Below are 21,214 nucleotides of genomic sequence, written 5' to 3' on the forward strand. Positions count from 1 at the left end.
CGTCTTCCGCTTCGCGCCGAACGGCCCGGAGTTGTACAGGGGCACTCACTGTTCGCGCCCCGTACAACTTCCCCTCGTGTACAACCCCTCACGCTCTGCAAGATCGACGGCAGGCGATACGGCCGAAACCGATGGGATTGGGTGGCGGGTTGGTGGACACAGCACGCAGCCAGACGGAATCAGCAGCACTGGAAGGCGTCTACGAGTACCGCAGCCGTCCGCTCGTGGAGCCGGACTGGCGGCGCCTGCCCGGGTGGCGCGACGTCACCGCCGCCGAGTGGGCGGACCCCCAGTGGCAGCGCGCCCACTGTGTGAAGGACGCGAAGGGCCTGCGCGCGGTCATGGGCGACCTGCTGGACGAGGGCTTCTACGAGGACTGGGAGCAGGACCGGCTGCACCGCGCCACCATGTCGGTGCTGCTGCCGCCCCAGATGATCAACACCATGGCGCCGGAAGCGGCCGGCGGCCGGCCGGGCGAACTCACCAAGGCGTTCTACGACGACCCGGTACGCCGCTACATGCTGCCGGTCCTCTCCGACCGGCACCCCGAGTGGCCGTCGCACCCGATGGCCTCCCGGGACTCCCTGCACGAGCAGGACATGTGGGTGGTGGAGGGGCTGACCCACCGCTACCCCACCAAGGTGCTGGCGGAGTTGCTGTCGACGTGCCCGCAGTACTGCGGGCACTGCACACGGATGGACCTGGTGGGCAACTCCACGCCCCAGGTCGCCAAGAACAAACTCCAGTTGAAGCCGACCGACCGTGCCGACCGCATCCTGGAGCACCTGCGGGCCTCCCCCGGCATCCGGGACGTGGTGGTCTCCGGCGGCGACCTGGCCAACATGCCCTGGCCGCGGCTGGAGCGCTTCATCGACGGCCTGCTGGGGATCGAGTCGATACGGGACATCCGGCTGGCGAGCAAGGGGCTGGTCGGACTGCCCCAGCACTGGCGCTCCGGGCCGGTGCTGGAGGGTGTCGCACGGGTCGCGCGGACGGCCCGTTCGCGCGGGGTGCGCATCGCGCTGCACACCCACGCCAACGCCGCCCAGCAGATCACCCCGGCGGTGGCGGAGGCGTCCGGGGCGCTGCTGGGCGCGGGACTGCACGACGTGCGCAACCAGGGCGTGCTCATGCGCGGCGTCAACGACAGCGCGCACGACCTGCTCGACCTGTGCTTCGCGCTCATCGATCACGCGGGGATCACGCCGTACTACTTCTACATGTGCGACATGATCCCGAACGCCGAGCACTGGCGGGTTCCGTTGCACCGGGCCCAACTGATCCAGCATCAGATCATGGGCTACCTGCCCGGGTTCTCCACGCCCCGCATCGTGTGCGACGTGCCGCTGGCCGGCAAGCGCTGGGTGGACCAGGCCGACTCGTACGACCGCGTGCTCGGCGTCTCGCACTGGAGCAAGAGCTTCCTCACCCCGCTGGAGGCGGCGGACCCGGAGGCCCGCAACGGCTCGTACCACTACTACGACCCCATCGACACGCTGCCGCTCGCCGGGCAGCAGTGGTGGCGGGAGACCCACCAGGGCGCCCGTCAAGGGTAGAAGGGACAGTTGCACACCCATGAGCAGTCTGCGTCCACCGCGTGAGGACCCCCCGGTGCTGGAGGAGTGGTACCGCCGCCACCTGGGCCCCGACATCCACGACATCAGCTCCAGCGGCGTCCACCCGTACACCTTCGCCGAGATACGCGAACTGTGCGGCATCCCCGCCGAGGACCTGGACGCCGTCGTCATGGACGACAGCGTCTCCCAGGGGGGCGCCGGCATCCGGCAGGCGATCGCCGACCGGTACGCGGGCGGCGACGCCGACCGGGTACTGGTCACCCACGGCTCCAGCGAGGCCATCGCCCTCACCCTCGGCACACTGCTGCGGGCCGGCGACCGGGTGGTCGTCCAGCAGGGCATCTACCACTCGCTGGGCCACTACCCGCGGGCGGCGGGCTGCGACGTCGCCGAGCTGCCGGCCGCGGCCGTGCGCGACGGCGAGATCGACGAGGACGTGCTGGAGGGCCTGGTCACGCCCGGCACCGCGGCCGTCGTCGTCAACTTCCCGCACAACCCCTCCGGCGTCACACTGTCGCCGCAGGGCCTGAAGGCGCTGACCGAGCGGACCGCCGCCGCCGGCGCGACCCTGGTCTGGGACGCCGCCACCGCCGAGATCGCACACCGCTGGGACGTCCTCCCGGACCCAGCCGCCACCCGTGGCGACACGATCTCCTACGGCACCTTCTCCAAGACGTTCGGCCTGCCCGGGCTGCGGGTCGGCTGGGCCATCGCGCCACCCGACATCGTCCCGGCCGTCTTCCCGCTGCGCGACCGCACCACGCTCTTCCTGTCCCCGCTGGTCGAGCTGATCGCCGAGCGGGCGATGCGCCACGCCGACGTGCTGATCGGCAGGCGCGCGGCCGAGGCACGGCGCAACCTCGCGCACCTCACCGAGTGGATGGCCGAGCACGAGGACCTGGTGCGCTGGACGCCGCCGGAGGGCGGGGTGTGCGCGCTGCCGGTCTTCCGGGAGCTGGAGCGGGCGGCGGACGGTCCCGCCGCGGTGGAACGGTTCTGCCTGGAGCTGCTGTCGCGCCACCGCACGCTCCTGGTGCCGGGCACCGCCTTCGGCGCCCCGCACGGCGCGCGGCTGGGCTTCGGCGGCCCGGAGGAGGGCTTCCGGGCCGGACTCGCGGGGCTGTCGGAGTTCCTGCGCACCCGCGGGGCGGGACGGTGACCGCCGTGGACGCACCCGACGTACTGGACCTGTGGGACCTGCGCGTACGCCATCAGCCGGACGCGCCCGCGCTGGTGACACCGGACCGGGTGCTCACCCACCGGTCGGTCGACCGGCTGACCGATGCCTGGGCCGCCTCCCTGGCCGGGCGCGGGGCGGGCCCCGGGCGGCTGGTGGGGCTGGCGTTCGCCGACCCCGGCCGCACGGTGCTGGGCATGCTCGCGGCGCTGAAGGCGGGGGCCGGGTTCACCGTCCTGGACGACCGGCTGCCCGCCGCCGCGCGGGACTCGCTGGTGCGCCGTACGGAGGCGGCGGTGTGGCTGGGCGACGGCGCCCACGCACCCGCGGCGGCGTACGTACCGGACGGCGCGGCCGGCGGCGCGGCCGACGGGACGGCCGGCGGGGCGGCGACCGGAGAGGGGGCCGGGGCGGCGGACGTCGGCGGCCGCCCGGTGCGGCCGCCGGCCCGGGCCGCCGGACACGACGTGGCGTACGTGCTGTTCACGTCGGGGTCCACCGGGCAGCCCAAGGGCACGCTCATCGAGCGGGACTCGCTGCGCAGGTTCGCCGCGGCGGTCGCCGAACGGCTGGAGCTGGCCGCCGGGGACCGCTGGCTCCAGGTGGCCTCGCTGGGCTTCGACGTCCTGATCGAGGAGGTGTTCCCCGCCCTCGTGGCCGGCGCGGCGGTCGTGTGCAGGGCCGACACCCGGGCCCTGGACGCGGAGGAGCTGCACACCATGATGGCCCGTACCGGGACCACGGTGGTGGAACTGTCCACGCAGTACTGGCTGGAGTACGCCCGCTGGCTCGACGCACGGGGCCTGACCACCCCGCCCGGGCTGCGCCTGGTGGTGGTCGGCGGCGAACGCATGGACCCGCGGCCCTACCGGGAGTGGCAGGCCCGGCAGCCCGCCCAACTCGCCCACGTCTACGGGCTCACCGAGTGCACCGTCAGCTCGACCTTCTACACCGGGCTGCTCCCGGCGGACGCCGGGGAGGTTCCGCTCGGCACCCCGCTGCGGGACGTGGAGATCAGCGTCCGGCGCGACGGACGGCCGGTGCCGCAGGGCGAGTCGGGGGAGATCCACATCGGTGGGCCGCTGCTGGCACGCGGGTTCCTCGACGACGACGCCGCCACCGCCCGCCGCTTCGTCCCCGACCCGCTGTCCGCCGTCCCCGGCGCGCGGGTCTACACGACGGGTGACCTGGGGCGCATCGACGCCGACGGGAACCTGGTCTTCCTCGGGCGGCTCGACGACCAGGTCAAGATCCGCGGCCACCGGCTGGAGCCGGCGCGGGTGGAACGCGCCCTGTGCGAGGACCCCTCGGTGGAACAGGCTGTGGTGTTCCCCGACCCGGCGACCGGAACCGTGCTGTGGGCGTTCACCGTCCCGGCCGACCCGGAGCGGGCCCCGCTCCCCGGGGAGGCGGTGCGCCTGACGGCGGCGGAGAGGGACGCGCTGGTGGCGCCGCTGGAGGAGCAGCTGCCCGACTGGGCCGTGCCCAGGGTGCTGTACCGGGTGTCCGTCCTGCCGAAGAACCCGCACGGCAAGATCGACAAGCGCCGGCTGAGCGACTGGGCGACGGCGACGGCGACGGTCATGAACGCGGCGGCGGCCACGGGCACGGGCACGGCGGCCACCGGTACGGGGGCCGGGCGCACCGTCCCCGGAGCCCCGGGACCCGGCGGTGAACCGCTGTCCACCGTCCTCGGCCTCTTCCGCGAGGTCCTCGGCGCACCGGAACTCGGCCCGGACGACGACTTCTTCGAGCACGGCGGGCAGTCCCTGCTCGCCATGCGGCTGCTTGCGCGGCTGCGCGAGTTCCTCCCCTCGGCGGCCGGGCTGCGGGCGAGCGCCCTGCTCCGGTGTCCCACCCCCCGGCTGCTGGCCGGGGCGCTCGCGACCGCCGGTCCACGGGAGGCGGGCCCACGGCAGGCCGGCCCACAGGAGGCGGGCCTGCCCCGGTAGACCGGTCCGCCGCGGGGGGCCACCGGCCCCGCACGGCCGCCCCGCCCCGAGCAGCCACGCACGCGGAGGGCCGCCGGCCGGCCCCCCGGCAGCGGCAACGCGCGGGCGGGCGCCCGGCGCGTCACACCGGCCACCACGCCACACCGACCACCCCGCGCATCACAACGACCAACACGCGTCCCACCGGCCATCACGTCACACCGACCACCGGGCGCCACGCGCATCACACGGGCCAACGCGCACCCCACCGACCATCGCGTCACCACGCACCACCCGAGGGCCCGCGGGCCCGGCTCCGGCCGCCCGCGAGCGGTAACCATCCCCGACCACTCAGCGAGAGTTGGCAATGTCGAACCTCACCGACCAGTCCACACGCAGCTACACCCTCACCTCCGACGAGGCCGCCGCCACCGCCGCGCTCACCCGCGAACTGGCCGCCACCTACCCGTCCTTCGGCGACCCGGAGCTCCTGCGCGACCTGCCGCGGCTCGCGGCCCGGCTGCCGCTCGGCGTGCAGCACTTCCTGCGCGACTTCAAGCTGGGCGACCGCCACGGCCATGTGGTCGTCCGCGGCCACGAGTTCGACCAGCGGCGCATCGGGCCCACCCCCGAGCACTGGCGCGGCCGCCACCGGCCCGGCCCGGAGTTCCCCGAGGAGCTGCTGCTGATGCTGTACTCGGCGGTGCTGGGCGAGCCCTTCGGGTGGGCCACGCAGCAGGACGGCCACCTCGTGCACGACATCTTCCCGATCCGCCAGCACGAGAACGACCAGCTCGGCATGGGCAGCAAGGAGCTGCTGACCTGGCACACCGAGGACGCGTTCCACCCGTACCGCAGCGACTACCTGATCCTGGGCGCGCTGCGCAATCCGGACCACGTGCCCACCACGATCGGCGAGCTGGACCTGTCCTCGCTGTCCGACGAGGACATCGACATCCTGTTCGAGTCGCGGTTCTACATCGCCCCGGACGAGTCCCACCTGCCGAAAAACAACACGATCACCTCCGAGGAGGAGGCGGCCCGCTTCGCCACCATCCAGCGGATGATCGACGAGCGGCCGCTCGGCCCGCTGCTGTACGGCTCGCGCCAGGACCCGTACATGCGGCTCGACCCGTACTTCACCTCCGTGCCGGAGGACGACGCCGACGCCCGGCGCGCGTACGACGCGCTGTTCAAGGTGGTGGACGCCGGTATGCGGGAGGTCATCGCCGACCAGGGCGACGTGCTCTTCATCGACAACCACCGGGCGGTGCACGGCCGTCTGCCGTTCCGGGCCCGCTACGACGGCACCGACCGCTGGCTCAAGCGGGTGTGCGTCACCGCCGACCTGCGGCGCTCGCGCCCGATGCGGGCCTCGGCCGAGACCCGGCTGCTGGGCTGAGCGCACCCGTGGCACTCACCCTCACCGACCTGTCCCGAGACCCGTGGCTGCTGCCCGAGGTGGACGCCCTGATCGGCGCCAACATGCCCGCGTTCATGAGCTGGGAGTCCCCCGGCAACTGGCGCTGGCACGGGATGTACGAGCGCTACCCGGACCACCAGCTGTGCCTGGTCGACGGCGGCGGCAGACTCGTCGCGGCGGCCAACGGGCTCCCGGTGCGGTGGGACGGCACGGCCTCGTCGCTGCCCTCCGGCAGTGACGAGGTCCTGGTGCGGGCCGTCGACGACGGCCCCCCGGAGCGGCCGGACGCCGTCTGCATGCTCTCGGTGTCCGTCGACCCCGCCCACCGGGCGGCCGGCCACGCCGAGCGGTTGCTGACCGAGGTGCGCGCCAGGGCCGCCGACCGGTGCCCGCTCGGGGTGATCATCCCGGTGCGGCCCACGCGCAAGCCGCGCTACCCGCTGGTGCCGATCGAGGAGTACGCCGCCTGGCGCCGTCCCGACGGGCGCTGCTTCGACCCGTGGCTGCGCACGCACCTGGAGCTGGGCGCCCGGCAGCTGGGCATCGCGCACCGGTCGCTGGTGATCCGCCAGCCCGTGTCCCGGTGGGAGGAGTTCCTGAGCCTCCCCCTGCCGGGGCCGGGCGACCACCCGCTGCCCGGCGGCCTCGTGCCGCTGCGGGTCGGCGACGACGGGCACGGCACGTACGCCGAGCCGAACGTCTGGGTGCACCACCCGGCCGGGGCGCCCTGACCCGCACCGCGCGCCCCACGGCGTACGGCCGCCCGGGCGCCTCCCTCCCCGACCATCCCCGCCACTCCCTTCCGACCCTCTGGAGAAACCCATGCCTCCCGTACGTCTCGCCATCGTCGGGTGCGGTGCCGCCGCCCGCGGCTGCCACCTGCCCGCCCTGCCGCCGCTGAAGGGCGACGTCCAGCTGACCGCGCTCATCGACCGCGACCCGCGGCAGGCGCGGGACGCGCTGGAGCTGTACCGCGAGCTGGGCGGTACGGGCGCCGACGAGGTGGTGATCGCCACCGACCCCGCCGAGGCCGCCGGTGACTTCGACGCCGCCGTGGTCGTCGTACCGCACAGCGCGCACGCGAAAACCGTGGAGTCCCTGCTCGCGGCCGGCAAGCACGTGCTGCTGGAGAAGCCGATGACCACCTCGGTCGAGGACGCCCGGCACCTGGTCGAGCTCGCCGCGGACGCCTCCGCGCCGCTGCTCGCCATGGCCCATCCGCGGCGGCTCTTCCCCGCGTACGCCTGGGTGAAGCGGCTCATCGACAGCGGTGACCTGGGCGACGTGGTGCGCGTCGACTGGTCGGAGGGCCACCCGTACGCCTGGGAGCCGGTCTCGTGGTCGATGTTCGACCGGCGGCTCGCGGGCGGCGGGGTGCTCACCGACACCGCCTCGCACGTCTTCGACACGCTGCACTGGTGGCTCGGCCACGACGTCGAGGTCGTCCGCTACCGGGACGACACGCTGGGCGGGGTGGAGACCGACGCCGAGGCCCACCTGCGCTTCGGCGCTGTCGACGTGCACTGCGCGTTCAGCCGGGTGCGCGACCTCGGCATCTCCTGCACGGTGACCGGCACCCGGGCGACCGTCACCATCGGCACCGACTTCCCGGCCGGCGAGTGCACCCTGGTCACGGCGGACGGCGTGGAGCTGCACCGGGGCGACGTGGAGGCGGTGGCGCCCGCGCAGGGCGAGTGGGAGCTGCTCTTCACCGAGCAGCTCGCCAACTTCGCGGCGGCCGTGCGCGGTACCGCCGCCGTGCACTCCGGCCCCGAGGACGGTCTGCGGGTCGTGGAGCTGATCCAGGAGTGCTACGGCGGCGCCCACGAGGAGGCCGTCCAGCCCTGGACCGCGCGCGCCGTCCCGGACGAGTGCGCCGCCGCGGTCGCCGACCGCACGGTGGCGGTCACCGGTGCCGGCGGGTTCATCGGGGGGCGCGTCGTCGAGCGGCTCGCCCTCGGCACCCGGGCGCGTGTCCGTCCCGTGGTGCGCGGCTTCGGCAGGGCCGCGCGGCTGTCCGCGCTGCCGCAGGAGCGGCTGGAGTTCCGCCGGGCGGACCTGCTGGACACCGACGCGCTGCGGGAGGCCTTCGAGGGCTGCGACACCGTCGTGCACTGCGCCTTCGGCAGCGCCGGTGACGAGGCCGACCGCTGGGCCGCCTCGGTCGAGGGCACCGCGAACGTCCTGGCCGCCGCGCGCGCGGCGGGCGTCCGGCGGGTGGTGCACCTGAGCACCGTCGACGTCTACGACCCCGCGGTCACCGGAGAGCTGACCGAGGAGTCGCCGGCCCGCCCGGCCGACCCCGCCGACCGCGAGTACGAGCAGCAGAAGCTCGCCGCGGAGCGGCTGGTCCTCGACGCCCACGGCCCCGACCTGGAGACCGTCGTGCTCCAGCCGGGCGTGGTCTACGGGCCGTGGGGCGGCCAGTGGACCACCGCCCAGTTGCAGCGCCCGGAGGGCGACTTCGCCGCGCTGCCGACGGGCGAGGACACCGGTGTGTGCAACGCCGTGTACGTCGACGACCTGGTGGACGCGGTGCTCCTGGCCACCGGGACCGGGGCGGCGGCCGGTCAGCGCTTCCTCGTCGGCAACGGCGAGCAGCTCGGCTGGGGCCGCTTCTTCGACGCGATCCGCTCGCTGCGGGGCCTGGGCGAGCCGGAGGCGCAGGGCTCCGGCACCGGCGACCCGGTGCCGGACTGGGAGCTGGAGCTGTACCGCTCGACGGCCCGGGCCCGGTACGACAAGGCCGCGCGGCTGCTGGGCTTCACCGCCCGCACCTCCTTCGCCGAGGGCGCCGGGCTGACCGGGCAGTGGGCGGGCTGGGCCCGGCAGGTGCCGGAGGTGCGGTCGTGACCGGGGTCACCGATGTGCTGGTGGTCGCACCGCATCCGGACGACGACGTCATCGGCTGCGGCGGCTCCATCGCCAAACACGTCCGCGACGGCGCCCGGGTGACGGTCGTCATCGTCATCGGGCGCGAGCGCAGCGCCCTCGACGACGCCGTCACCGACGCCGAGTTCGCCGCCGAGACGGAGGCGGCCGCGAAGGCGCTCGGTGTGCACCGCTGCATCCGCTTCGACGAGCCGTCGCGGGACTTCACGCTCTCCCGCCGCGTGCACTTGAACCTGGTGCGGGTGCTGCGGGAGGTGCGGCCGCAGGTGGTCTACCTGCCGCACGACAACGACGACGACGTCGAGCACCGGATGGTGCACCAGCTGACCACCGAGGCGTTGTGGATGGCGCAGTCGGAGTTCTTCCAGGAGGCGGGCGACCGGCCCATGCCCGCGCCGCGGCTGGTCCTCGGGTACGAGGTGTGGGCGCCGATGGCCCGGTTCCAGTACGCGGAGGACATCGACGGCCAGATCGGCACCAAGGTCGAGGCGATGCGCGCGTACGTGTCCCAACTGCGCCACGCCGCCTGGGACGAGGCCATCCGCGGGCTGGCCCGCTACCGGTCCGCGGTGTCCACGGGCACGGGCCACGCGGAGGTGTTCCAGGTCCTGGGCCTGCGCACCCCGCCGCCGGCCGGCGGACCGGGAGGCGTCCGTGACTGAGCGGCTGCTGGTCTGCGGGCTCGGCTCGGGGATGGACCGCTCGCTGGCCGAGCTGCGCTCGACCCGGCGGGAGCTGGTGGTGGTCACCGACACGCCCACCGAGCGGGCCCGGGAGGCGGCGGACGTCCTGCTGGTCTGCGACCCGGCCGACGGCACGGCGGTCCTGGCGGAGCTGTCGGCGGCGGAGATCGACCGGCTGGACGGCGTGTTCTCGCTGGGGGCCGACAATCCGCCGGCCGTCAGCGTGGTGGCGCACCGGTTCGGCTGCCCCGGCCTGCCCCTGGAGACGGCGCTCGACTGCACGCTCAAGGACCGGCGGCTGGCGATCCTGCGGGAGGCGGGCCTGGACCTGCCCCGGTTCGCGGCCGCCGAGAGCGTGGAGGAGGCGCTGCGGGCGGTCGCCGAGGTGGGCCTGCCCGCCGTGATCAAACCCAGTGACCAGACCGGGTCGCTGGGCGTCGTCAAGGTGGACTCGCCCGGGGCGGTACGGGAGTTGGCGGCCGAGGCGCTGCGGCTCAGCCCCGTCGGGCGGATCGTCGTCGAGGAGTTCCTGGAGGGCACCGAGCACACGCTCGCCGCCTTCATGGTCGACGGCGAGCTGCACCGGTTCGGGTTCGCCGACCGGGAGTACGGGCGCAAGGAGGAGTTCGCCCCGTACTTCTTCGAGGGCGGTGACACCCTGCCCAGCCGGCTCACCGGGGAGCAGATCGAGGAGGTCACCGACACGGTGCGGCGCGGGGCACTCGCGCTGCGGCTGGACCCGGCGGTGATCAACACCGACATCCTGCGCACCCGTGACGGCCGGGTGGTGCTGTTGGAGATCACCTGCCGGATCACCGGCGCGCGGATCGCCACCGAGGTGATGCGGCTGGCGACGGGCGTGGACCCGCTGCCCAACGTGGTGCGCCTGGCGCTGGGCCGGCCGCTGGACCTCTCGGAGCTGCGTCCGACCCGCGACGGGGCGGCGGTCCAGCGGTTCCTGCCGGCGGACGGCGGGGTGGTGGAGTGGGTGGGCGACCCGCGGGACGTCGCCCGGCGGGCCGGGGTGCACGACGTCTTCTGGGGCATCGAGCTGGCGCCCGGCACCGTGGTGCCGCCCTACCGCGGCGGGGCGGACGTCCTGGCGGGGGTGATCGCGTACGGCGGTGACTCGGCGGAGGCGGAGGCGATCGCCGAACGCACCCTGCGCGCGCTGCCCCTGCGGTTCAAGGCGCCGACGCGATGACCACGACACCGCCGGCGGACGGGCGCGGAACACCTGCTGCGCCCACCCGCCCGCGTACCCGTACGGACAGCCGTACGCCCAGCCGCGGCGAGGCCCGCGGACACACGAACAGAACGAGGGAGAACGGGATGGCCACCGACCAGGTGGACGAGGCCGCGGTGGACCGGGGGATCGCCCGCACGGCCGTCGTCATCGCGCTGCGCGACGACCTGCGGATCGCCGACTGCATCGCGTCGATCGACGAGGACGTCGAGATCGTCCTGGCGCTCAACGGCCCCAGCGACGCCGTACTGAAGCTGATCGCCGACCACCCGCGGCCGCTGACGGTGACGGAGATCGAGGACGTCGGCAACCTGGGCGCCGCCTACAACGCCGGGGCCGCCGCCACCGACCGGCAGTACCTGCTGTTGATGGACTCCGACTGCACCTTCGCACCGGGCGTGGTGCGGGCGATGGTCCGCGCCGTCCTCACCGAGCCGGTGGTCAAGGGCCAGGTGGTGTACGGGGAGTCGGACGGCCTGCTCAGCCGGCTGACCGCCCGGGTGCGGGAGTTCGACGAGGGCGACTACGTCAGCGCCCTGTCCCCGCCGCTCATCTACAACCGGGCGATCGTCGACCACATCGGCGGCTACCACTTCGACGAGCTGATCCACTGGTGCGAGGACCGGGAGTTCGACTTCCGGCTCCAGCTGGCCGGCATCCCCGTGGTGTACCTGCCCGAGGCCCGGATCTTCCACGACGCCCAGCACGGCTTCGCCAACATGCGCAGCTACTTCCGCTACGGCGTCGGCGAGGGCATCGCCCAGGAGACGGGCGTGTTCACCACGCCGGCCGTGCCGGTGCTGTGGCGGCTGTTCGAGGCCACCAGGACCCTGGTGCACTGCGCCCGCGACAAGGGCGCGGGCGCCGCGGCGTACTACGCGCTGCTGAAGGTGGCCTTCCACGCGGGTACCGCGCACCACCTGCTCAACGACCCCTACCGGGTACGGGACCGCTACCCGGCCTCGGCCAAGCGGGCGCGCATGGTGCGGTCGATCCCGCAGCACAGCACCCGCCTGACCAAGGCCCAGTTGCGGCGGCTGAGGCGGGCGCACTGGGAGGCGGGCCGGCGGATCGAGAAGGTGGCCGACCTGTCGGTCTTCCATCCGGACGCCGCCGGCCCGGCCGCCGCGTCAGCCGCCGGCGAGGCGCGGCAGCAGCAGGTGTGAGGGATGGGCACCGCCGTGGTGGACCGTGTGGTGCGCGACCACCCGGGGGTGGACGTCGAAGCGCGGGGTGTTGCCGGCCGCGACCTCCAGGCGCACGCGGTGGCCGGTGCGGAACACATGGCCGATCGCGCCGAGGCGGACGGTGACCTCCGTCGGCCGGCCGGGGGCGGGCACCCCGCCCGCCTCCGGGCCCGGGCCGGTGTCCGCCTTCGGGTCGGGGCCGGTGTCCGGCACCGGGCCCGGGCCTGCGTCCGGCACCGGGTCCGGGACGGTGTCCGCCTTCGGGCCGGGATCCGGCGTCGCCCCGGGGACCGGCGCCGCCGGTTGCGGTGCCAGCCGGTGGATGCCGTCGCACAGCAGCTCCGCCCGGCCGTCGGGCCAGACGTCGACGAGCTTGCCGGTCACGTCGGCGCCCGCCGCGTCGGGAGTGACGTACACCGTCAGGACGGTGTCGCCGACCACGGTCAGCGGGGCGGTGAGCGGCGCCCCGGTGAAGCACAGGACGTCGTCGCGCCGCTCCACCTCACGCTGGTCGAGGGGGCCGCAGTCGCCGCCGGTGAACTGGCCGGGCAGGGCGGTGGCCCCGCCGGCGGTGGGCACCGGGTCGGCCGGGTCGTGGCGGATGACGTCGCTGCCGGGCGCCTCCGGTGCCGGGCCGGCCACGAGCCGCCGGCCGTCCAGGTGCAGCACGTACGCCTCGGTGCCCGGGACCGGCCAGTCGGGGAAGGCGCGCCACTCGTCGGCGCCGGTGAGGAAGAGCCGCACCGGTTCCGGGGCCGGGCCGGCGGCCGGGCGGCCGCGCAGGTGGCGGTCGAAGTGGTCCAGGTGCAGGCCGGTGACGTCGAGCCGCTGCTCGTCGGCGGCGAGCCCGTAACGGCGCTGCGGAAATGTTCCGCCGGTGACGCAGTGGGACCAGGGTCCGACCACCAGACGTGTCTCCACGCCCTGTTCCCGAATTCCCCGGTAATTCTCCAGGGCCCCGGCCAGGAAAATGTCGTACCACCCCGTCATATTGAGCACGGGAATGTCGATCTCCGCATACGCGTCACGGGGTGCTGCACGTCTCCAGTAAGGGTGTCCGGTGGGATGCGCGAGCCATTCCCGGTAATAGGGCGCGAGCCGGTCCAGGAGGTCGGCGGCCGCGTCCGGGTCCCGGTACAGCTCGTCGATCCGGTCGACCGCGCCGGCCACCTCGGCCAGCTCCGGTCCGCTCAGGCCGGCCCCGTCGAGCAGCAGGTCGTACAGCACCCAGTAGAGGAGGAAGCCCAGCTGGAGGGCGCCGCCCTGGCGGGTCCAGCCCTCGTCGAACCCCGAACCGGCCACGTGGGGCGCGACGGCCCGCAGGCCGGGCGGCCGTTCGGCCGCCGCGAGCAGCGCGGCCATGCCCTCGTAGGAGCGGCCGAACAGGCCCGCCGAGCCGTCGCACCAGGGCTGCCGCACCGCCCAGGCGACGGTGTCGGCGCCGTCCCGGGCCTCGTTCCAGTACGGCTCGAAGGTGCCGCCGGAGGCGAACCGGCCGCGGACGTCCTGCACCAGCAGGGCGTATCCGGAGCGGACCAGCCGCAGCCCGTCGACGGAGGCCCCGCCGGGGCTTCCCGCTTTTCCGTAGGGCGTCCGCCGGATGAGCACCGGCACTTCGCCTGCCGTGTCCGGGCGGTAGAGGTCGGCACTCAATAACACGCCGTCCCGCACGGGTATCTTCACATCGTGTTCCACAACAATACGCACCCGCCAATATTCCAACAGAATCCGGGAATTCACAATGGAGTCCTCCGCACCCTCCTTTCTGGAACCGTTCTTCGACACGGCACGCGACGATCCGGACCGGCCGGCCGTCGTCGACAACGGTCTCGTCCTGACCTACGGCACCTTCGCCGCCTGGGTGGCACGGGTGGCGGGTGCCGTGGAGCCGCGCACGGCGGAGCCCCAGCCGCCCGTCGGGGTCGTCGCGCACCACTCGGCGCGTGATGTGGCGGCGATCCTCGGCGTGCTGGCGGCGGGCCGGGCGTACGTCCCGCTGGAGGCCCACCATCCGGAGCCCCGGCTGGAGGAGATCCTGCGGCGGGTCGGGTGCCGGGAGGCGGTGGCGACCGCGGAGACCGGCTGGCAGCCCCCGGTCGAGAAGGTGATCCGGCCCCGCTGGACGCCGGCCGCCGGGCCGTCCGCGTCACCCGGGCGGGCGTCCGCGCGGCTGCCGCGGCCCGAGGACCCGGCGTACGTCCTGTTCACCTCCGGGTCCACCGGGGAGCCGAAGGGCGTGGTGGTCCCCCACCGTGCCCCGGCGGCCGTGGTGCCGCCGCTGCGCGAGCTGTACGGCATCGGCGACGGCGAATCCGTGCTGCACTTCCACGGCGTGGGCGGCGACACCAGCCTGGAGGAGATCCTGCCGACCCTGACCGGTGGCGGCACCCTCGTCCTGGACGACGGGGCGCGGGAGGGGTTCGCGCGGGTGGCGGAGGAGCAGCAGGTGTCGGTCGCGGTCCTGCCGACCGGCTTCTGGGACAGCCTGACGGGTGATCTGCTGCATCACGGGGCCCGGCTGCCCGCGTCCCTGCGCACCGTGGTGATCGGCGGGGAGGCGGTGCGCGCCGACATGCTGGAGCGCTGGAACCGGGTGCGCGGCGCCGAGGACGTCCGGCTGCTCAACACCTACGGCTCCACGGAGACCGCGCTGGTCACGCACGCGTTGCAGCTCGCCGGGCCGGGCGCCCCGGTGCTGCCGGAGACCGGCGGGGACCTGCCGATCGGGCTGCCGCTGCCGCACGTCGGCCAACTGGTCGACGGGTCGGGCGAGTTGTACGTCTCCGGCCCCGGCCTGGCCCTCGGCTACCACGACGACCCGGGGGCGACGGCCGCCCGCTTCACCGAACGGGACGGCACCCGCTGGTACCGCACCGGTGACCTGGTCGGCGAGGCGGCGGGCGGGCTCCTGGTGTTCCGGGGCCGCTCGGACCACCAGGTCAAGATCCGCGGCTTCCGGGTGGACCTGCTCGACGTCGAGGCGCTGATCGGGCGGTGCGAGGGGGTGTCGTCGGTCGCGGCCGCGCGGGTGGAGCGCGCCGGGCACTCGTCACTGGCCGCGTTCTTCGTCCCCCTGCCGGACTTCGCGCCGGGCGAGGTCGCCGCGGCCATCCGCGAGCGCCTGACCCGGACGACGGCACCGCACCTGGTGCCGGGCCTGATCGTGCCGGTCGACGCGCTGGAGCGCACCCACACCGGCAAGGTGGACCGGAACGCCACCCGGGACCGCCACCTGGGCACCGTGGAGGCCGCCCGATGAGCGCCGCCGCCACGACACCACCCGGTGCCGACGCCACGACACCACCCGGCACGGACACCGCGGCGCACCCGGGCGCGGATACCGCGGAGCTGGCCGCGTACGCCTCGCGGCGGCTCGGCGTGGAGCTCGTGCCCGGGTCCGCGCGGGCCGACGACAGCGGCTGGGACTTCCGTGTCGTCCACATCCGCGCGACCGACGGCACGCACTGGATCCTGCGCCGGCCGAGGCGGCCGGAGGCGTCCGCCCAACTGGCCGTCGAGGGCGCGGTGCTGGCCGCCGTGCGCGGCCGGGTCGCGGTTCCGGTGCCCGACTGGCGGCTGCACACGCCGGAACTGGTGGCCTACCCCCGCCTCCCCGGTGTGGCGGCGGGCAGCGAGGACCCGGAGACCCTGGTCTACGGCTGGTCGATGGACCCGCTGGCCCGGCCGGACCGCTACCTGGAGCCGCTCGCCCGCTGCCTGGTGGCGGTGCACTCCACGCCGCTGGACGGCACGTGGGAGCTGCCGGGCGCGCACCCGGCGGACCCCGGGACCGTACGCTCGCGGATCGCGGACAAGCTGGCCCGCGCCCGGGCCGAACTGGAGCTTCCCGCCCACCGGGTGGCACGGTGGCGGAAGTGGCTGGACGACGACCGCCTGTGGCCCGACCGGCTGGTGCTCGTCCACGGCGACGTGCACCCCGGCCACACCCTGGTGGAGTCCCGTCCCTCCGGCCCCCCGGCGCTGTCGGGTCTGCTCGACTGGGCGAACGCGGGCGTCGGCGACCCGGCGGCCGACTTCGTCGACATGCTGTACGCCGGCGGCACGGACGTCCTCGACCGGCTCCTGGACGCCTACCGGGCGGCGGGCGGCGAGGTCCGGGACGGCATGCGGGCGCACGTCCTGGCCCGGGCGTCGTTCCTCTGGGTCCACGTGGCGCTGCGGGGCCTGGACACAGGTCGCCCGGCGTGGGTGGAGACCGCGCTGCGGAGGCTGGCCCGGTGAGCGGCACGGCGTACACGGTGCACGGCACGGGGCGGCCGGTGGTCCTGGTCGCCGGCGCCGGGGGCGACGGCCGGATCTGGGAGCACCACCAGGTGCCCGCGCTGACCGAGGCGGGCCACCAGGTGATCACCTTCGACCACGACGCGGCCGGCTCCCCCGTCCAGGAACTCGTTTCCATCGTCCGGGACTTGGTCGCGACGCTCGGGTTGCCGCCCTGCCCGCTGGTCGGCCACTCCCTCGGCGCCCTGGCGGTGCAGGAGCTGCTCGTGAGCGATCCGCACCTGGCGAGCGGTGCGGTGCTGGCCGCGACACGGGGACGGCCCGACGCGGTCGGTGACGCGCTGTCCCGCGCCGAGACCGCGATCGCCGAGACCGCGATCGCCGGGTCCGCGTCGCCCGGGACGGCACCGGCCCGGGCGGGCAACCGACTGCCGCCGGAGTACGAGGCGTTCGTACGGCTGGTGCAGAACCTCTCCCCCCGGACCCTGGCCGACGAGGGCGCGGTCACGGAATGGCTGGACCTGTTCGAGATCGCCGCCCTGAGCGGCACCTCCGCCGCGCACCGCCCCCGCCCGCCGGTCCCGGACCGGCTGGCCGCGTACGCGCGGATCACGACGCCCGTGCTGGTGGTCGGCTTCGCCGACGACGTGCTGGCCCCCGCCTACCTGGGGCGCGAGGTGGCCGCCGCGGTTCCCGGCGCCCGCTACACGGAGCTGGCGGACACCGGCCACCTCGGGTTCCTGGAACGCCCCGCCGCCTTCAACGCCCTCCTGCTCGACTTCCTCGCCACCCTCGCCGCCCTCACCACGACCGACACCACCGACGCCGACGGAGCACCCCGTGTCCACTGACTCCCTCCCCACGACACCCGCCACGCACCCCGCCTCCGCCTCCGTGGAGGTGGTGTACGTCGGCCGGGAGGCCCCCGACTCCTGGGACGCCTCCGTGTACCTGTGCGGGCCCACGCCCACCGACCCGGCGGAGCCGTCGTGGCGCCCGGCCGCCGTGGCCGCGCTGCGCGCCGCCTGGGCCGGGCCCGGGCGGCTGGCGGTCTTCCTGCCGGAGCCCGCGGACGGCGGGGACTACCCGGCGTACGCCGACCAGATCGCCTGGGAGGAGGAGGCGATGCACCGGTCGGACGTGGTGCTGTTCTGGATCCCCCGGGACATGGCACGGCTCCCCGGACTGGTCTCGAACATCAAGTGGGGAGCCTGGTACGACTCGGGCCGCGCCGTGCTGGGAACGCCCCCGGAGGCCGAACGCATGGCCTATCTGCTGCACTTCGCGGACACCCGCGGCGTACCGGTGGAGCGCACCCTGCCGGGGGCCGCGGAGGCGGCCCTGCGCGCGGTGGGCACGGGCGGCCGCCGCACCGGGGGCGAGCGGGCGGTCCCGCTCCCGGTGTGGCGTTCGGAGCCCTTCCGGAGGTGGTACGCCGACGGGCGTGCGGCGGGCCTCCGGCTGCTGGACGCGCGGGTGGAGTGGTATCAGCCGGCTCCGTCCCCCGGCGCCGATCCGGCCTGGCTGCTGACCGTCACGGTGGCGCCGGGCGACGGGGCCGCGCCGTCCGTGGTGCGCCTGCTGGCCGCTCAGGGGCAGGGCATGCTCATGTAGAGCGCCTGCTCGCCGTCCGAGGGGGTGCCGTCGTACAGGGCGGTGTCCAGGCCGCAGAAGGTGAACCCCATCCGCCGGTACGCGTGGATCGCCGGTGCGTTGACGTTGGTGACCTCCAGCCAGAGGTGCCCGGCGCCCCGCTCGCGGGCGAACTCCGTCGCGAGCCCCATCAACGCCCGCCCGACCCCGCGGCCCCGGTGCTCCGGGGCGACCTCGATGTCCTCGATGGTCAGCCGGCGGTTCCAGCCGGAGTACGAGACGGCCACGAAGCCCGCCAGGTCGCCGGCGTCCCCGTACGCGACGAACGTCCGGGAGTCCGGGTCGCCGTCCTCGCCGTCCTCCCCGTCGTCCGAGTCGTCGTCGGGGAACACCTTGGTCAGGGGCGGGTCCACCGGCACCTCCCGCAGGGTGAAGCCGTCCCCGGTGGCGGTGACGCGGAAGACGGTGTCGGTGGTGAAGGACCCGTCCAGTGCCTCGATGGCCTCGGCGTCCCCCGGGACACTGGTGCGGTACCGGTAAGCCGTGTCGTCAAGAGTGGTCATGGCGCGACGCTACGGCCACCCCGACCGCCCGACGGCATGTTTCGGCCGCCCCTCGCCCCGCCCCCCGCCCCGCCCCCGGCGCCGCCGAGGCCGTGGGCACCGGTCAGTGCGGAACCACCGGAGCGGCGCGGAGGTCGTCGAGCCGCGGGAAGGGGTTGTCCGGCCGGAACTTCCGGTACACGTCGTCGACGAACGACATGGGGGCCCATTTCGACGGCTGTTCGTCGATCTGGCGGACCACGTCCTGAAGGATCCGCTCCCGCAGGTCCAGCCAGGGGAACGCCGAGTGCGCGGCGTCGAGCACCGCCCGGTCCAGTTCCTCGCCCGCGAACCCGAAGACGTCGGCGCCGATGCCGAGGTGCGCGAGGGCGACGACCGGCTGCTTGTGGACCGCTATCCCGGCCGAGGTGTGCAGCGCCACCGCGTCCCAGATCAGGTCGGCGGCCGCGTCGGACAGACCGTGGTCCCGGGCGAAGCGGGCGGCGCGAAACGCACCGTCCACCTCGAACCGGTTCGGCCCCCGCCCCTCCTCGGTCAGGCCGATGTCGTGCAGCACCGTGGCGAGAAACAGCGTCTCCTCGTCGTAGTGCGTCCCGGCGACGAGTCCCCTGGCAGCGGCGATCGCACGGGCGTAGAAGAAGCTGCGGACGCAGTGGTTGAGGAGGTGGGCGGGCGAATGCTCGGCGGCGAGGGCGAGGGCGGCCTGTGCGGCCGGTGTCCGCGGCCAGGAACCCAGGACGGCCGGGAGGCGGTCGAGCGGGGTCACCGTGCCACCGCCCCCGGCGGCCGGGTCGGGGCGCCCCCCGCCGGGGCGGCCGGTGCGGGTCGGGTTCTGGGCGTGCATGTGGCGCTCTCCTCGGTGTGCGGTCGCCGGATCGGTGCGACAGCGCCCACGCTAGGAGGAACCGGGGCCGCCGTACGATGGCCATGTGGACAAGGAGCCCAAGGATCCGGCCAAGGTCGCGGTGGTGGTGCAGCCGGGCTTCGTCCCCCTGGACGTCGCCATCCCCCAGCAGGTGTTCGGCCCCTGGCCCGACCAGCTGACCGCCTCCCGGGCCGGTGGCTCCCCTTACGAACTGTCGCTGGTGGGGCCACCGTTGGCGGACCGGGCGCCGTTGGCGCACGTGGTCGAGCCGCTGGACCGCCTGGAGGTGGCCCACACGGTGATCGTCGCCGGCGTGGACGACCCCACCGGGCCCCCGGACGCGGAGCTGGTGCGGCGGTTGCGCGCGGCGTACGACCGCGGCAGCCGCATGGTGTCGATCTGCACCGGCGCGTTCGCCCTGGCCGCGGCCGGGATCCTGGACGGCCGGGGCGCCACCACCCACTGGCACTGGGCGCGGCTGCTGAGGGACCGTCACCCGTCGGTGACGGTCCGTGAGGCGGAGCTGTACGTCGAGGACACGGGCGTCTTCACCTCCGCCGGTGTCCTGGCCGGGGCCGACCTGTGCCTGCACCTGCTGCGGCTCGACCACGGCCAGGCGACCACGAACGCGATGGCGCGCTTCCTGGTCGGACCGCCGCACCGGGAGGGCGGGCAGGCGCAGTTCATCGAGCCGCTCCCGCCCGCCGGCGACCCGGGCATCACCGCCGTGACCACCTGGATACTGACGCACCTGGACGAGCCGCTCACCCTCGGCACGATCAGCCGGCACAGCCATATGAGCCCGCGGACGCTGCGCCGCAGGTTCCTTGCCGCGACGGGCACGAGCGTCATGAACTGGGTCGCGGCGCAGCGTGTGGCCCGCGCGCGGGTCCTGCTGGAGACCACTCGTCTCGGTGTCGACGACATCGCCCACCGCTGTGGCTTCGGTTCCGCGGCGTCGCTGCGCGTGCACTTCACCGCGCTGACCAGGACGACGCCGTCGCGTTACCGCCGTACGTTCGCCGGCTGACGGCCGCCGCCCGGCCGACCCGCCCGGCCCGCCCGGCCGACGGCCCGTCGGCGGCCCGTCGTCCGGGTGAGGGGGACGGCGGGCCGCCGGGGGGCGCGGGGCGTACGGAGGGTGCGTACTACTTGGGCATGAGGACGGTGTCGACGATGTAGACGTTGGCGTTCGCCGTCCTGACGTTGCCGCACACGACCTTGGAGCTGTCGTTCACGGTGTAGTCCTCGCCCGATCCCTTGGTGGTGAGCATGCCCTTCTGGAGGGTCTCGAAGGATCCGTTCTCCAGCTGCTGGGGCGTCAGCCTCTCACCGACGACGTGGTAGGTGAGGATGTTCGTCAGCGTCTCCTTGTCGGCGAGGACCTTGTCGAGCTGGGCCTTCGGGATCTTGGCGAAGGCGTCGTTGGTCGGGGCGAACACCGTGATGTTCTGCGCGTTGTTGAGGGTGTCGACCAGACCGGCCTGCTTGACGGCGGTGACCAGAGTGGACAGGGCGGGGTTGTTGGAGGCGGCGGTGGCGACCGGGTCCTTCGCCATGCCGTCGAAGGAGCCCGCGCCCTCCTTCGGGACGCCGGCGCACGCGGGGCCGAAGGGCTGGTCCCCGGTCGCGGGGGCCGCGTTCCCGGTGGCCGGTCCGGCGGCCTCCGAGGCGGGTGCGGAGGCCTTGGTGTCACTGCCGGAGTCCGAGCAGGCGGCGAGCGAGAGGGGGAGGAGCGCGGCGGCGGCCAGCGCGAGGGCGCCACGGCGGATACGCGGGGAGTTCATCACGGTTTCTCCTTGTATGGGTGGATCACTTGTTCAGCGAGGGACGGG

At 74.4% G+C, this 21,214-nt stretch carries 18 protein-coding genes; 14 read left to right on the top strand and 4 right to left on the bottom strand.

Annotated elements, in window-relative coordinates:
• Positions 1-152: 152 nt before the first annotated feature.
• The 9 genes from A4V12_RS23815 (at position 153) to A4V12_RS23855 (ending at position 12,095) form a co-directional block, all read left to right on the top strand.
• Complete coding sequence (locus A4V12_RS23815) at positions 153-1,556, top strand: KamA family radical SAM protein (RefSeq protein WP_064071445.1); 1,404 nt, start codon at positions 153-155, stop codon at positions 1,554-1,556.
• 19 nt (positions 1,557-1,575) lie between these two features.
• Complete coding sequence (gene vioD / locus A4V12_RS23820; RefSeq protein ID WP_234372317.1) at positions 1,576-2,736, top strand: capreomycidine synthase; 1,161 nt, start codon at positions 1,576-1,578, stop codon at positions 2,734-2,736.
• A 5-nt stretch (positions 2,737-2,741) separates the two neighbouring features.
• Positions 2,742-4,706, top strand: coding sequence for an amino acid adenylation domain-containing protein (locus tag A4V12_RS23825; protein WP_234372318.1), 1,965 nt, complete (start codon positions 2,742-2,744; stop codon positions 4,704-4,706).
• 346 nt (positions 4,707-5,052) lie between these two features.
• Entirely contained in the window at positions 5,053-6,087 is a 1,035-nt protein-coding gene (vioC, locus tag A4V12_RS23830; protein ID WP_064071448.1) for an arginine beta-hydroxylase, Fe(II)/alpha-ketoglutarate-dependent, read from the top strand.
• A gap of 8 nt (positions 6,088-6,095) precedes the next feature.
• Positions 6,096-6,839 carry a hypothetical protein gene (locus A4V12_RS23835; protein ID WP_064071449.1) on the top strand — a complete coding sequence of 248 codons (744 nt, stop codon included), beginning with the start codon at positions 6,096-6,098 and terminating at the stop codon, positions 6,837-6,839.
• A gap of 91 nt (positions 6,840-6,930) precedes the next feature.
• The gene (locus A4V12_RS23840; protein WP_064071450.1) at positions 6,931-8,961 is read left to right on the top strand and encodes an NAD-dependent epimerase/dehydratase family protein; all 2,031 of its coding nucleotides are present in this window, start codon (positions 6,931-6,933) and stop codon (positions 8,959-8,961) included.
• Positions 8,958-9,662: a PIG-L deacetylase family protein gene (locus A4V12_RS23845; RefSeq protein ID WP_234372319.1), complete on the top strand. Its 705-nt coding sequence runs from the start codon at positions 8,958-8,960 to the stop codon at positions 9,660-9,662. Before A4V12_RS23840 ends, A4V12_RS23845 begins: the two co-directional genes overlap by 4 nt.
• Positions 9,655-10,887, top strand: coding sequence for an ATP-grasp domain-containing protein (locus A4V12_RS23850; RefSeq protein ID WP_064071452.1), 1,233 nt, complete (start codon positions 9,655-9,657; stop codon positions 10,885-10,887). Before A4V12_RS23845 ends, A4V12_RS23850 begins: the two co-directional genes overlap by 8 nt.
• A 128-nt stretch (positions 10,888-11,015) precedes the next feature.
• On the top strand, positions 11,016-12,095 hold the full coding sequence (locus tag A4V12_RS23855) for a glycosyltransferase (protein ID WP_064071453.1): 1,080 nt from the start codon (positions 11,016-11,018) through the stop codon (positions 12,093-12,095).
• Here the strand turns inward: A4V12_RS23855 and A4V12_RS23860 are convergent.
• Complete coding sequence (locus tag A4V12_RS23860; protein ID WP_234372320.1) at positions 12,060-13,799, bottom strand: CocE/NonD family hydrolase; 1,740 nt, start codon at positions 13,797-13,799, stop codon at positions 12,060-12,062. The two genes, A4V12_RS23855 and A4V12_RS23860, sit on opposite strands and share 36 nt — an antisense overlap.
• A 58-nt stretch (positions 13,800-13,857) precedes the next feature.
• Between A4V12_RS23860 and A4V12_RS23865 the strand changes: the two genes are divergently transcribed.
• The 4 genes from A4V12_RS23865 to A4V12_RS23880 are packed head-to-tail and all read left to right on the top strand — an operon-like array spanning position 13,858 to position 17,972.
• A complete protein-coding gene (locus A4V12_RS23865; RefSeq protein WP_064071454.1) occupies positions 13,858-15,375 on the top strand; it encodes an amino acid adenylation domain-containing protein in 1,518 nt (505 codons plus the stop codon).
• Positions 15,372-16,358, top strand: coding sequence for a macrolide 2'-phosphotransferase (locus A4V12_RS23870; protein ID WP_234372321.1), 987 nt, complete (start codon positions 15,372-15,374; stop codon positions 16,356-16,358). Before A4V12_RS23865 ends, A4V12_RS23870 begins: the two co-directional genes overlap by 4 nt.
• Complete coding sequence (locus A4V12_RS23875; protein ID WP_064071455.1) at positions 16,355-17,209, top strand: alpha/beta fold hydrolase; 855 nt, start codon at positions 16,355-16,357, stop codon at positions 17,207-17,209. Before A4V12_RS23870 ends, A4V12_RS23875 begins: the two co-directional genes overlap by 4 nt.
• A complete protein-coding gene (locus A4V12_RS23880) occupies positions 17,199-17,972 on the top strand; it encodes a nucleoside 2-deoxyribosyltransferase domain-containing protein (RefSeq protein ID WP_064071456.1) in 774 nt (257 codons plus the stop codon). Before A4V12_RS23875 ends, A4V12_RS23880 begins: the two co-directional genes overlap by 11 nt.
• On the opposite strand, the gene A4V12_RS23885 is transcribed toward A4V12_RS23880, so the two are convergent.
• A complete protein-coding gene (locus tag A4V12_RS23885) occupies positions 17,948-18,514 on the bottom strand; it encodes a GNAT family N-acetyltransferase (protein WP_064071457.1) in 567 nt (188 codons plus the stop codon). The two genes, A4V12_RS23880 and A4V12_RS23885, sit on opposite strands and share 25 nt — an antisense overlap.
• Positions 18,515-18,617: 103 nt before the next feature.
• Positions 18,618-19,358 (bottom strand): HD domain-containing protein, encoded by a 741-nt coding sequence (locus A4V12_RS23890; protein ID WP_079137288.1) that lies wholly within the window; start codon positions 19,356-19,358, stop codon positions 18,618-18,620.
• A gap of 85 nt (positions 19,359-19,443) precedes the next feature.
• On the opposite strand from A4V12_RS23890, the gene A4V12_RS23895 reads away from it, so the two are divergent.
• A complete protein-coding gene (locus A4V12_RS23895) occupies positions 19,444-20,409 on the top strand; it encodes a GlxA family transcriptional regulator (protein WP_064071458.1) in 966 nt (321 codons plus the stop codon).
• Positions 20,410-20,527: 118 nt separating this feature from the next.
• On the opposite strand, the gene A4V12_RS23900 is transcribed toward A4V12_RS23895, so the two are convergent.
• Entirely contained in the window at positions 20,528-21,166 is a 639-nt protein-coding gene (locus A4V12_RS23900; protein WP_064071459.1) for a fasciclin domain-containing protein, read from the bottom strand.
• Positions 21,167-21,214: the final 48 nt, after the last annotated feature.

The sequence above is a fragment of the Streptomyces noursei genome (genome assembly GCF_001646665.1).
Classification (GTDB): Bacteria; Actinomycetota; Actinomycetes; order Streptomycetales; family Streptomycetaceae; genus Streptomyces; species Streptomyces lavendulocolor.

Excerpts from the sequence above, each read along its gene's own strand:
- A4V12_RS23890 (WP_079137288.1), bottom strand. The coding sequence starts at position 19,358 with ATGCACGCCCAGAACCCGACCCGCACCGGCCGCCCCGGCGGGGGGCGC.
- A4V12_RS23865 (WP_064071454.1), top strand. The coding sequence starts at position 13,858 with ATGGAGTCCTCCGCACCCTCCTTTCTGGAACCGTTCTTCGACACGGCA.
- A4V12_RS23885 (WP_064071457.1), bottom strand. The coding sequence starts at position 18,514 with ATGACCACTCTTGACGACACGGCTTACCGGTACCGCACCAGTGTCCCG.
- A4V12_RS23900 (WP_064071459.1), bottom strand. The coding sequence starts at position 21,166 with ATGAACTCCCCGCGTATCCGCCGTGGCGCCCTCGCGCTGGCCGCCGCC.
- vioD (WP_234372317.1), top strand. The coding sequence starts at position 1,576 with ATGAGCAGTCTGCGTCCACCGCGTGAGGACCCCCCGGTGCTGGAGGAG.
- A4V12_RS23840 (WP_064071450.1), top strand. The coding sequence starts at position 6,931 with ATGCCTCCCGTACGTCTCGCCATCGTCGGGTGCGGTGCCGCCGCCCGC.
- A4V12_RS23855 (WP_064071453.1), top strand. The coding sequence starts at position 11,016 with ATGGCCACCGACCAGGTGGACGAGGCCGCGGTGGACCGGGGGATCGCC.
- vioC (WP_064071448.1), top strand. The coding sequence starts at position 5,053 with ATGTCGAACCTCACCGACCAGTCCACACGCAGCTACACCCTCACCTCC.
- A4V12_RS23870 (WP_234372321.1), top strand. The coding sequence starts at position 15,372 with ATGAGCGCCGCCGCCACGACACCACCCGGTGCCGACGCCACGACACCA.